The following is an 11,404-nucleotide window of genomic DNA, read 5'->3' on the forward strand; positions in this document are numbered from 1 at the left end:
GCCAGCATGCTCGACCGCGACATCACCGTGCCGGTGCCCGGTGTCGACCCGCGCAACGACTTCGCAACCCCCAGGTCACAGATTCGGACAATGTCGCCGGATTCGGATGCGAAACCGGCATCCGGTCCGAATCTGCGAGCAATCTCCGAATCCGGTGCGCAGGGGCAGGCGCAGGGGCAGGCGACCGCGCCCGGCGGCGTCAGTGGAAGAAGTGACGCTCCCCCGTGAAGAACATCGTCACGTTCGCGGCGCGGGCGGCGTCGATGACCTCCTGGTCACGCACCGACCCACCGGGCTGGATGATCGTCTTGATGCCGGCGTCGATGAGGATCTGCGGGCCGTCGGCGAACGGGAAGAACGCATCGGATGCCGCGACCGATCCGGCCACGCGGTCACCGGCTCGCTCGACCGCGAGACGGCATGAGTCGACGCGGTTGACCTGGCCCATGCCGATGCCGACGGTGGCCGACGCCTGGGCCAGCACGATGCCGTTCGACTTGACCGCACGGCACGCCTTCCAGGCGAACGCGAGGTTCGACTTCTCGCTGTCAGCGGGCATCTCACCGGTGACGAGGTCCCAGCCGTCGACGAGGGACTCGATCTCGTGCGGGAAGCGGTCGGCGTCCTGCAGCAGGAGTCCCCCCGACACCAGGCGCACGTCGAGGCGCTCCTGCTCCCAGTCGGCCGGAAGCTTGAGGACGCGGAGGTTCTTCTTCAGCTTGAAGACCTCGAGCGCCTCGGGCTCGTAGTCGGGGGCGACGATGACCTCGGTGAAGATGTCGCGCAGGTTCTCGGCCATCTTCAGCGTGACGGTGCGGTTGGCTGCGATCACGCCGCCGAACGCCGACACCGGGTCGCACTCGTGCGCACGCAGGTGCGCCGACGCGATCGGGTCGAGGGCCTGCGGCGCCGCCACGGCGATGCCGCACGGGTTGGCGTGCTTGATGATGGCAACGGCCGGCTTGATCATGTCGAACGCGGCACGCAACGCGGCATCGGCGTCGACGTAGTTGTTGAACGACATCTCCTTGCCCTGCAGCTGCGTGGCCTGGGCGATGCCGCGGCCACCCACGCGGGTGTAGATTGCGGCGCGCTGGTGCGAATTCTCGCCGTAGCGCAGCACGGCGAGGCGCTCTGCGCGGACGGTCAGGTGCTGGGGCAGGTCACCCTCGTCGGGGATCGCTTCTTCGGCGAACCAGGTCGAAACGGCGCGGTCGTACTGCGCCGTGTGCGCGAACGCGCGAGCGGCGAGCTCCTTGCGCTGGGCGAGTGTCGTCCCGCCCGCACGCAGCGCCTCGATGATGGCGGGGTACGAGGTGGGCGAGACGGCGATCGCGACGTTGGCGTAGTTCTTCGCCGAGGCGCGCACCATGGCGGGGCCGCCGATGTCGATCTGCTCGACGACGGCGTCGCCGGTCGCGCCAGAGGCGACGGTCTCGACGAAGGGGTAGAGGTTCACGACGACCAGCTCGAAGGGCTGGATGCCGAGCTCACCGAGCTGGCGTTCGTGGTCTTCGAGGCGCAGGTCGGCCAGCAGGCCCGCGTGGACGCTCGGGTGCAGCGTCTTCACGCGACCGCCGAGCGACTCGGGAAAGCCCGTCACCGTCGCCACGTCGGTGACGGCGTGGCCGGCTTCGCGCAGCAGCGTGGCCGATCCACCGGTGGAGACGATTTCGACGCCGGCCGCGGCGAGCGCTTCGGCGAGGGCCAGCAGGTCTGTCTTGTCGCTCACCGAAACGAGTGCCCGGCGGATGGGGACGACGTCACGGGGGCGGTAGAGGGACGGGTCGATGACGGGGCCGGCCATGCGGATGCTCCTGGTGCTGATCGGTGTCACGCCGTCGGGCGGCGCTCAGTGGGCGAGGTTGTCGAGGTCGAGCTCGCCCGTGGCGATGCGGTGCACCACATCGATCAGCAGGCGGCGTTCGACGGGCTTGACGCGGTCGTGGAGGGTGTGCTCGGTGTCACCGGGCTGCACGGGGATGCGCTCCTGGGCGAGGATCGGGCCGGTGTCGACGCCGGTGTCGACGACGATGACGCTCGCGCCGGTCTCGGTGACGCCGGCCGCCAGCGCGTCGCGGACGCCGTGCGCGCCAGGGAACTCGGGCAGGTACGCGGGGTGCGTGTTGATGATGCGGGGGGCCCAGGCCTCGACGAGACCGGCGGGCAGCAACCGCATGAGCCCGCTCAGCACGACGAGGTCGGGGTTCCAGACGCGCAGCTGCTCATCGAGCTCTGCGCCCCATTCCTCACGCGAGCCGAATCGGCTGTAGGGAACGAGAAAGGTGGGGATGCCGAATTCTTCGGCGTGCTCGAACCCGTCAGCCTGGCGGTCGGCGCCGACTGCGACGATGCGGGCCGGAAAATCGGGTGCGCTGGCCGCATCGAGGAGGGCCCGAAGGTTCGAGCCGGTACCCGAGATGAGAACGGCGACCGTGAGCACCCGCACAGTCTACCGAGGCGCGCGCGGCCCCTTGTCGCCCGTGACATCGTCGTCGCCGTGGTCGTCTCGGTGGTCGTCGCGGTGCAGCCAGTCGTCGATCGGCTGGGTGTCGGTTTCGTCGGCGGATGCGTCGGCCGGTGTGTGGGCAGAAGCGGGCGGTGCGGCCGGTTCCGCGGTCGGCGGCTCCACCGTTCCCTCGCTCGGCGCGGTGTCGGGCGCGTCGTGCGGGGCGTGGTCGATCCACGGCGCGGCGACGCTGCGTTCGCGGCGGATCCGCGGTTCGACGTGCTGACCGCCGCGAGCGGTCTCGGTGCGTGTCGCCGGCGCCAGCAGCGCGATGCCGGCACCGATCGCGATCTCGACGCCGACCGCGAGGGCGACCGGGCCGGACTGCGGTCCGATCTCGGCGAGCCTGCCGGGGCCGAACGAGCCCGCGGCGAGCGCAGCCAGCAGAGCAGCCGCTGCCGCCGCCAGCACGACCAGTCCCGCGAGCACCGCGACGCGCGGGGCGACCGGCTCGACGTGGCCGGGCTCGGGCAGCATCCGGTTGCGAGCCGTCCATCCCGCGACAACACCGACGCCGATCACGAGCAGCGCGAGCAGCAGCATCCACGATGACGTCGACTCAGGGACCGCTCCGAGAATCGGGATGCCGGGGATCACCCCCAAGCTCGTGCCGGCGGGCGAGACGGCGGTGCCGGTGCCGATCGCGAAGCCGGGACCGGCCGCGAACGAAGCGCCCCACAGCACGAGGGTCGGGATGTAGGCGAGTTGCGCGATCGTGAGGGTGATCGCGCCGACGGCATCGACGTTCGCCGATTCGAACAGAGCGATCACGTCACCGCCTCGCACGATCATCCCGACGCCGACGATGAGCGCGCCGATGCCCACGTAGCCCGCGACGGCGATGCCCAGCCCGCGCCCCACAGCAGCCGGGGCGTCGCGCCACGGCTCGACGGCATCCACGCGGTCGTGCAGCGCGTCGACGATGCCCTTGTCGTCGCCCTCACGCCACGCCACAACGAACGCGCCGGTCGCCGCCGGGAGCACGAAGACGAGCACCGGAAAGGCGATCGCTGCTGCCGCGTCGACCGTGCCGGCCGCGGCCGTCGACGACGACACCCACAGGACGACCGAGAGCATGAGCATCGCGACCGCGCCACCGGCGAGCCCGACCGGCCAAGCCCCGGCTCGCACGGCACGGGCACCCGAGCGGGCCGCGAAGATCGCGGTGAATCCCGCGAACGCGAGGGGTGCGAGCGAGATGGTGAACGCGGCCGCCTCTTCGGGGATGCCGGTCGCCGCGAGGTACTCGGCGGGGAGGTCGATGTACAGCGGCACGAAGTGCCCCACCTGCCACACCTGCACGGCCGCGGGCCACAGCGCGCCCCAGTCGGCGGACGCGCCGAAACCGAACACCCACAGGACGGTGAGCGGGGCGAGGACGGCGGCGATTCCGACGGTGACGGCGACGACCGCGTCGAAGGCGGCGAGCAGGGCGACGAGCAGGCGATTCATGGGCGTAACGACCCTACCCACCGGGCGCACGAGCCCCCGCATCCCACTCCCACAGCACGGTGAACAGCCAGCCTCTTCGTGCGCGGTACGGTCAACTCATGAGCAACACTTCGGCCCCCCGGCTGACCAACGAGCGGGCGCCGGGCGCCCTCGACCGATTCTTCGAGATCACCGAACGCGGATCGACCATCGGCACAGAGGTGCGCGGCGGTCTCGTCACCTTCGTGACGATGGCGTACATCATCATCCTGAATCCGCTGATCCTCTCCACGCCCGATGTCGACGGCAACGTCCTGTCGGGTTCGGCGGTGGCCGCGGCGACTGCGCTGACGGCGGGCGTCATGACGATCCTGTTCGCCCTCGTGACGCGTCTGCCCTTCGCCTTCGCGGCAGGCCTCGGCATCAACGCATTCGTCGCGTTCACGATCGTCGGCTCGGTCACGTGGCCCGAAGCGATGGCGCTGGTCGTCATCAACGGTCTGATCATCGTGCTGCTGGCCGCGACCGGACTGCGGAAGATGATCTTCGACGCCGTCCCCGTCGAGCTCAAGATCGCGATCACCGTCGGCATCGGCTTGTTCATCGCATTCATCGGCTTCGTCAACGCCGGTTTCGTCAGCGCCACCGGCAACCCCTCTCCCCCGGTCGACCTCGGCGCGGGAGGGTCGGTCTCGACCCTGCCGACGCTCATGTTCGTCATCACACTGCTCATCGGCGGCGTGCTGATCGCGACACGCACCAAGGGCGCCATCCTCATCGCACTCGTGGCCGGCACCCTGCTGTCGGCGCTCGCGAACATCTTCTGGCCCGGCAACTTCAGCTTCGGCTTCACCGGCGCCCTCGTGAGCCTGCCCGACCTGAGCCTCATCGGTCAGATCAGCTTCGGGTTCGACCTCGGCAAGGTCACGGTCGTCGCCCTCGTCATGTTCGTGTTCACCCTCGTGTTCTCGAACTTCTTCGACGCCATGGGCACCATGACGGGCCTCGCGAAAGAGGCCGGCCTCGCCGATGAGAAGGGCGACTTCCCCCGCATCAAGTCGGCGCTGATCGTCGAGGGCATCGGCGCCGTCGTCGGCGGTGGCACCTCATCGTCGTCGGCGACCGTCTTCGTCGAATCGGGCTCGGGCATCGGCGAAGGCGCCCGCACAGGTCTTGCCACTGTCGTGACCGGCGTGCTGTTCCTGCTGGCGATGTTCTTCACGCCGCTCACCTCACTCGTGCCCGGCGCGATCGCCGCCGCGGCGCTCGTGCTCGTGGGCGCGATGATGCTGTCGCAGATCAAGCACATCGACTTCGCCGACTTCCGCGTGCTGCTGCCGGTGTTCCTCACCGTCACGGTCATGCCGATGACGTACTCGATCGCCAACGGCATCGGCGCGGGCTTCGTCAGTTGGGTCGTCGTGAACGCACTGTCGGGCAAAGCGAAGACCGTCCACCCGCTGCTGTGGATCGTCGCGGCCGGCTTCGTGCTGTTCTTCGCCCGCGGACCGATCTCGGCCCTGTTCGGGGTCTGACCCCGCGACGGGGAACGCAGAAGGGGCCGGATGCCATGGCATCCGGCCCCTTCGCTGTGTCAACTCAGAGCGACTCGATGATCTCGCGCATCAGGGCAGCGGTCTCGGACGGCGTCTTGCCGACCTTGACACCGGCGGCCTCGAGCGCTTCCTTCTTCGCCTGCGCGGTGCCGGCCGAGCCCGACACGATGGCGCCGGCGTGGCCCATGGTCTTGCCCTCGGGAGCGGTGAAGCCCGCGACGTAGCCGACGACCGGCTTGGTGACGTTCGCCTTGATGTACTCGGCCGCACGTTCCTCGGCGTCGCCGCCGATCTCGCCGATCATGACGATCGCCTTGGTGTCGGGGTCGGCCTCGAACGCCTCGAGCGCGTCGATGTGCGTCGTGCCGATGACCGGGTCGCCGCCGATGCCGATGGCGGTCGAGAAGCCGATGTCCTTCAGCTCGAACATCATCTGGTAGGTCAGGGTGCCCGACTTCGACACGAGGCCGATCGGTCCCTTGCCGGTGATGTTGGCGGGCGTGATGCCCGCGAGCGCCTCACCGGGGGTGATGATGCCGGGGCAGTTCGGACCGATGATGCGGGTCTTGTTGCCCTTGGCCTTCGCGTACGCCCACGCCTCGGCGCTGTCGCCGACGGGGATGCCCTCGGTGATGACGACCAGCAGCGGGATCTCGGCGTCGATGGCCTCGATCATGGCGTCCTTCGCGAACTTCGGCGGCACGAACGCGACCGACACGTTGGCGCCGACCTTCTCGATGGCCTCGGCGACGGTGCCGAACACGGGGAGTTCGACCTCGCCCTCGTGCGGCTTCTCGTGGGTGACCGTGGTGCCGGCCTTGCGGGCGTTCACGCCGCCGACGATGTTGGTGCCCGCCTTCAGCATGAGGGCGGTGTGCTTGGTGCCTTCACCGCCGGTGATGCCCTGGACGATGACCTTGGAGTCGTTGTTGAGGTAGATCGACATTTCTCTGGTTCCTCTTTCGTCTCAGGCGTTCGCCAGCTCGGCGGCCTTGTCGGCGCCCTCGTCCATACCGGCGGCGAGGGTGACCAGCGGGTGGTTCGCCTCGGCGAGGATGGCGCGGCCCTCCTCGACCTGGTTGCCGTCCAGACGCACGACGAGTGGCTTGGTGGCGTGGTCGCCCAGGATCTCGAGGGCCTTCACGATGCCTTCGGCGACGGCCACGCACGAGGTGATGCCGCCGAACACGTTGACGAACACGCTCTTGACCTGCTCGTCGCCGAGGATGACGTCGAGCCCGGATGCCATGACCTGGGCGTTCGCACCGCCACCGATGTCGAGGAAGTTGGCGGGCTTGACGCCGCCGTGGTTCTCGCCGGCGTAGGCGACGACGTCGAGGGTCGACATGACCAGACCCGCGCCGTTGCCGATGATGCCGACCTGGCCGTCGAGCTTGACGTAGTTCAGGCCCGACTCCTTGGCCTTGGCTTCGAGCGGGTCAGCGGCTGCCTTGTCTTCGAGCTCTTCGTGCTCGGGGTGGCGAACCTCGCTGGCGTTCTCGTCGAGCGAGACCTTGCCGTCGAGGGCGATGATGTCGCCGGCGCCGGTGCGGACGAGCGGGTTCACCTCGACGAGGGTCGCGTCCTCACCCTTGTAGACGTCGTAGAGCTTGACGAACACGTCGGCGACCTTGTCAACCAGGTCTGCCGGGAAGTTCGCGGCCTGCGCGATCGCGACGGCCTTGTCCTTGTCGATGCCGGTCAGCGGGTCGACCTCGACGCGGGCGAGCGCCTCCGGCTTCTCGACCGCGAGTTGCTCGATCTCCATGCCGCCCTCGACCGAGCACAGGCTCAGGTAGGAGCGGTTGGCGCGGTCGAGCAGCACCGAGAAGTAGAACTCCTCGGCGATGTCGGCACCCTGCGCGACCATGACGCGCTTGACGACGTGACCCTTGATGTCGAGGCCGAGAATGGCCTCGGCTGCGGCGTACGCCTCGTCGGGGGTCTTCGCGACCTTGACGCCGCCGGCCTTGCCGCGGCCTCCGGTCTTGACCTGAGCCTTGACGACGACGACACCGCCGATCTTCTCGGCAGCCGCCTTCGCCTCCTCGGGGGTGTCGGCGATGATGCCGGCGAGCACCGGCACCCCGTACTTCTCGAATAGGTCTCGTGCCTGGTATTCGTAGAGATCCACGTGCAATCCTTCGCTGGGCGGCGGTGGGGTTGGGTGCCGAAAAACGTCTCGATATCGAGATATCGGCCAGTCGTCAAGCCTACTACCCTTCGCTGACCGGCCCCGCCGGACGGAGGGGGTGCGCGATCCGGTCGCGCGCGAGCGCACGTGTGCGGTGCGGGTGGCTAGGATTTCACCACCATGAACGACGTCCCCGAGACCCGCGCCCGCAACACGGTCGTCGCCGCGGCACTCGACCTGTTCGCGACGCAGGGGTTCGAGGCCACCTCCGTCGAACAGATCGCCCAGGCTGCAGGCGTTTCGCGCTCCACCTTCTTCCGACAGTTCGGCGGCAAAGACGATGTCGTCTTCACCGACCATGCCGTGCTGCTCGAACAGCTGCGCGAGTTCTTGTCGCAGCCGCACGAGAATCCGTGGGCGGCCGTGTGCGAAGCATCGCTGCAGGTGTTCCGCCACTTCGCGGCCGACCCCGAACTCGCCCGCCGTCGCTACGGTGTCGTGCGTCAGGTGCCCGCGCTCCGCGACCGCGAGATCGTGACGGTGTTCCAGTACGAGCGCCTCTTCGACGAGTACCTGCGGCGCGAACTGCCCGAGCTCGATCCGATCGAGGCGGTGTCGTTCGCGGCATCCGTCACGGCGGTGCACAACCACGTGCTGCGCCGGCTGCTGCGCGGCACGAAGAAGGTGCCGTCTTCGGTGCTCAGCGATGCACACGACGCCCTCATGCATCGCGTCGGCGTGCACCCCGACGGCACGCCGCCCGCCGATGACGACGTCGTGGTCGCAGTCTTCCCCCGGCGCATGCCGGCTGCCGAAGTGGCGCGCCGCCTGGGCTCGCAGCTGTCCTGACAACGCCGCCTCAGTGGGACTGCGTCCCGCGACTGGCGGTACTGGATGCCGCAGGAGTACCCTGTCGGGCATGAGCACCTTCCCCGGCGAGGCCGTGCCCTCGTACGACGTCACCGGCCGTCTCGGCACCGACTACTACGCCGTGTTCGCCGACATCGACCCGGCCGATCGCGACGTGTGGGACCGCGCGAAGGCGTACGTCGACGAGATCGGCGACCGCATGGTCGAGGCATGGGACACCGCGACCTACCCGCTCGAGGTCGCCACCCGACTGGGTGAACTCGACCTGCTCAACGACGGCATCGAGCACCCCGACCTGACGCACTTCTCACCGCTGGCGGCGGGCCTCGTGAACATGGAGGTCTCGCGCGGCGACGGATCGCTCGGCACCGTGATCGCCGTGCAGGGCGGACTCGCGCTGCGCACCCTCGCGCTGTTCGGGTCGTCCGAGCAGCAGGCGCGATGGCTGCGGCCCGTCGCGCGCGCAGAGGTGCTCGCCTCGTTCGCGCTGACCGAGCCCGACCACGGCTCGGACTCGGTCTCGCTCGAAACCGTCGCCCGACGCGACGGCGACACCTGGGTCATCCGCGGCGCGAAGAAGTGGATCGGCAACGGCGCCTCGGGCGGCATCACGTTCGTGTGGGCACGGGTCGACGACGAGTCCGATGCGCACCACGGCGCCGTCCGGTGCTTCCTCGTCGAGCAGACGACACCCGGCTACACCGGCACCGTCATCACCGGCAAGGCCTCACTTCGCGGCATCTACCAGGCCCACATCACCCTCGACGATGTGCGCGTACCGCTTGATGCCGTCCTCCCCGGCACCCGCTCCTTCAAAGACGCGTCGACCGTGCTGTACTCGACCCGCTCGGGTGTCGCCTGGTCGGCACTCGGACACGCGACCGCCTGCTACGAGGCCGCGTTGCAGTATTCCCAGCAGCGCATACAGTTCGGCAAGCCGCTTGCGAAGTTCCAGATGATCCAGGAACGCCTCGCCCAGATGCTCGAAGAACTCACCGCCATGCAGCTGTACTGCCGCCACCTTGCCGACCTCGAGGCATCCGGCGGACTGCGGCCAACTCAGGCATCGCTGGCGAAGTTCCACAACACCCGTGCCGCCCGTCGCATCGCTGCCTCGGCCCGCGACCTGCTCGGCGGCAACGGCATTCTGCTCGAGAACGGCGTCATGCAGCACATGGCCGACATCGAAGCGATCCACACCTACGAGGGCACCGAGAGCGTGCAGGCGCTGCTCATCGGCCGCGACATCACCGGGATGAGCGCGTTCGCCTGATCCGGGCGTCAGCGCACGATGACCCGTCCAGCGTCTCGCTCCTTCACGTCTCCTTCGACAGACGAACCGCGATAGCGAAGCAGGTTACCGGAGCCGGTCTCTGTGACGTCGCCGTCGACGTGGGTCCGACTGCCGAGGATGAGTCCGTCGTCGCCCGATTCGTACACGTTGCCGTCCACGACAGCGCGACCACCGAGCACAACCCGTCCGCTGCTGGTCTCACTGATGTTTCCTTCGACAACCCCGCCGACACGGAGATCCCCGCTTTCGCGCTCGGCGATGTTGCCCGCAATCGTGCCGTACACACGCACGTCGCCGGTGTGACGCTCGATCAGGTTGCCCTTGATCTCGCCCCCGGCTTCGACGAGCACGGTTCCGCTGCCTGTCTCTTTAACGTTCCCCTCCACCAGGCCCGAACCAGTGATTCGGACGGTCCCAGCCCCCGATTGCCGAACGTTGCCCTTGACCGTGCCGGAGATGGTGACGGTGCCACCGCGAACGAGCAGGTCACCGTCGATGGTCTGGCCCGCCCGCACGGTGTAGGAGCCGTTGCGAACGATCTCGTCTGCGTGTGCGGTCATAGGCGTTGCCACGAGAAGGAGTCCAGCCGCGGTTCCGATGGCCACCAGGCGTGCCGAGATGTTCCTGTTCATGTGAGTGTCCTCTCGTCGTAGCGCCGAGTCGCTCCCCGCGCTGCAACCACCTCATCCCAGTCCAATGAGCCGCCCATGAGCGCGCCGTGAGTCGTGTCTTATTTCGGCCCTCGAGCGCGCCGCCGACTCGCCCGATCGAGCCGACCTCAGGTGTGCGACGAGGCGCGATCGACGAGCGTCGTTAGCAACGTCGCTCGCGCAAGCCCGGACCGATCCTCGCGATCGCGTCGCAGCCGAGCCAACGCCATGCGCACCGCAGTCTCACCGAGATCGAGCTTCGGCGGCGCGATCGCTGTCAGCGGGATCCGAGCGAGCGACGCGATCTCATCGTCGTACGCGACGATCGCTAGATCCTGCGGCACCCTCAGCCCCCGATCGAGCGCGAGGTCGACGAGCAGCACTGCATCCGCGTCGGTGTGCACGAGCACGGCGCGCGTTCCGTCGCGAAGACAGTCATCGAGAAGCGCCTCCAGCGCACGGCGCGAATCGTCGGTACCGAACGGTGGATTGGGGAGCTCGCGCGTCCAGCCCCGGCGGGTGGCCGATCACACCGCTGCCGTCAGGGATGAGTGCACCCACGCACTCGATGCCGGCACGGAAGAGGATCGACTCGCCGGGCAGGAAGGCGCCGTGCTCATTGACCTGTGCGGTCGAGGTGTACGGAGCGTCCTGAGTGCCGTCGCCGGCGCCTGTCGCCGAGCAGTCGACGAAGTACTTCTGCTGCGAGAGCGCGACGACCGAGGCGGCTGTCGAACCGGTCCCCTCGACATCGAACAGCGCAGTGCCGGTGGCACGCAGTTCGACCGGTCCGGCCGTTGCGTCGGCCGGCGACGTCCAGGTCAAGGTCGCTCAGGTAGTGCCGCGCACCGGCGAGATCGGCGGCGCTGGCGGGCGAGGCGGTCACCAGTGGGGCGATCACCAGGGCCGCGACACCGACCGCTGCCGCTTTCGCGCGCATCGGATTGGACATGCGATTCC

Annotated in this window: 11 protein-coding genes; 3 read left to right on the forward strand and 8 right to left on the reverse strand. The window is 68.6% G+C overall.

Translation table 11 applies throughout. From position 1 onward, the window contains the following. Positions 1 to 199 precede the first annotated feature (199 nt). From purH to ACSF8R_RS03880, 3 genes are read right to left on the reverse strand one after another with little or no spacing between them, the layout of a single operon-like run. Positions 200 to 1,807 (reverse strand): bifunctional phosphoribosylaminoimidazolecarboxamide formyltransferase/IMP cyclohydrolase, encoded by a 1,608-nt coding sequence (purH, locus tag ACSF8R_RS03870; RefSeq protein ID WP_434810548.1) that lies wholly within the window; start codon positions 1,805 to 1,807, stop codon positions 200 to 202. Positions 1,808 to 1,852: 45 nt separating this feature from the next. Beyond that, positions 1,853 to 2,443, reverse strand: coding sequence for a phosphoribosylglycinamide formyltransferase (gene purN, locus ACSF8R_RS03875; RefSeq protein WP_434810549.1), 591 nt, complete (start codon positions 2,441 to 2,443; stop codon positions 1,853 to 1,855). Between the two features lie 9 nt (positions 2,444 to 2,452). Next, entirely contained in the window at positions 2,453 to 3,961 is a 1,509-nt protein-coding gene (locus ACSF8R_RS03880; protein WP_434810550.1) for a cell division protein PerM, read from the reverse strand. A 98-nt stretch (positions 3,962 to 4,059) separates the two neighbouring features. Here ACSF8R_RS03880 and ACSF8R_RS03885 point away from each other — a divergent pair, with 98 nt between their 5' ends. Then, positions 4,060 to 5,475, forward strand: coding sequence for an NCS2 family permease (locus ACSF8R_RS03885; protein ID WP_434810551.1), 1,416 nt, complete (start codon positions 4,060 to 4,062; stop codon positions 5,473 to 5,475). Between the two features lie 64 nt (positions 5,476 to 5,539). On the opposite strand, the gene sucD is transcribed toward ACSF8R_RS03885, so the two are convergent. Continuing rightward, a complete protein-coding gene (gene sucD / locus ACSF8R_RS03890) occupies positions 5,540 to 6,442 on the reverse strand; it encodes a succinate--CoA ligase subunit alpha (protein WP_434810552.1) in 903 nt (300 codons plus the stop codon). Positions 6,443 to 6,463: 21 nt separating this feature from the next. Beyond that, positions 6,464 to 7,630, reverse strand: a complete 1,167-nt coding sequence (sucC, locus tag ACSF8R_RS03895; protein WP_434810553.1) for an ADP-forming succinate--CoA ligase subunit beta — start codon at positions 7,628 to 7,630, stop codon at positions 6,464 to 6,466. A 180-nt stretch (positions 7,631 to 7,810) separates the two neighbouring features. Here sucC and ACSF8R_RS03900 point away from each other — a divergent pair, with 180 nt between their 5' ends. Together ACSF8R_RS03900 and ACSF8R_RS03905 are read left to right on the forward strand one after the other, a co-directional pair. Then, positions 7,811 to 8,479 carry a TetR/AcrR family transcriptional regulator gene (locus tag ACSF8R_RS03900; RefSeq protein ID WP_434810554.1) on the forward strand — a complete coding sequence of 223 codons (669 nt, stop codon included), beginning with the start codon at positions 7,811 to 7,813 and terminating at the stop codon, positions 8,477 to 8,479. Between the two features lie 70 nt (positions 8,480 to 8,549). Beyond that, the gene (locus tag ACSF8R_RS03905) at positions 8,550 to 9,773 is read left to right on the forward strand and encodes an acyl-CoA dehydrogenase family protein (protein WP_434810555.1); all 1,224 of its coding nucleotides are present in this window, start codon (positions 8,550 to 8,552) and stop codon (positions 9,771 to 9,773) included. Positions 9,774 to 9,781: 8 nt separating this feature from the next. Here the strand turns inward: ACSF8R_RS03905 and ACSF8R_RS03910 are convergent, their stop codons facing one another. The 3 genes from ACSF8R_RS03910 to ACSF8R_RS03920 all read right to left on the reverse strand — a co-directional run bounded on the left by ACSF8R_RS03910 (position 9,782) and on the right by ACSF8R_RS03920 (position 11,269). Beyond that, positions 9,782 to 10,354: a hypothetical protein gene (locus tag ACSF8R_RS03910; protein ID WP_434810556.1), complete on the reverse strand. Its 573-nt coding sequence runs from the start codon at positions 10,352 to 10,354 to the stop codon at positions 9,782 to 9,784. A gap of 218 nt (positions 10,355 to 10,572) precedes the next feature. After that, complete coding sequence (locus tag ACSF8R_RS03915) at positions 10,573 to 10,854, reverse strand: substrate-binding domain-containing protein (RefSeq protein WP_434810557.1); 282 nt, start codon at positions 10,852 to 10,854, stop codon at positions 10,573 to 10,575. A 25-nt stretch (positions 10,855 to 10,879) separates the two neighbouring features. Then, on the reverse strand, positions 10,880 to 11,269 hold the full coding sequence (locus tag ACSF8R_RS03920) for a hypothetical protein (protein ID WP_434810558.1): 390 nt from the start codon (positions 11,267 to 11,269) through the stop codon (positions 10,880 to 10,882). Between the last annotated feature and the right edge of the window lie 135 nt (positions 11,270 to 11,404).

Source organism: Microbacterium sp. bgisy189 (genome assembly GCF_965345345.1).
In the GTDB taxonomy this organism is placed as follows: Bacteria; Actinomycetota; Actinomycetes; order Actinomycetales; family Microbacteriaceae; genus Microbacterium.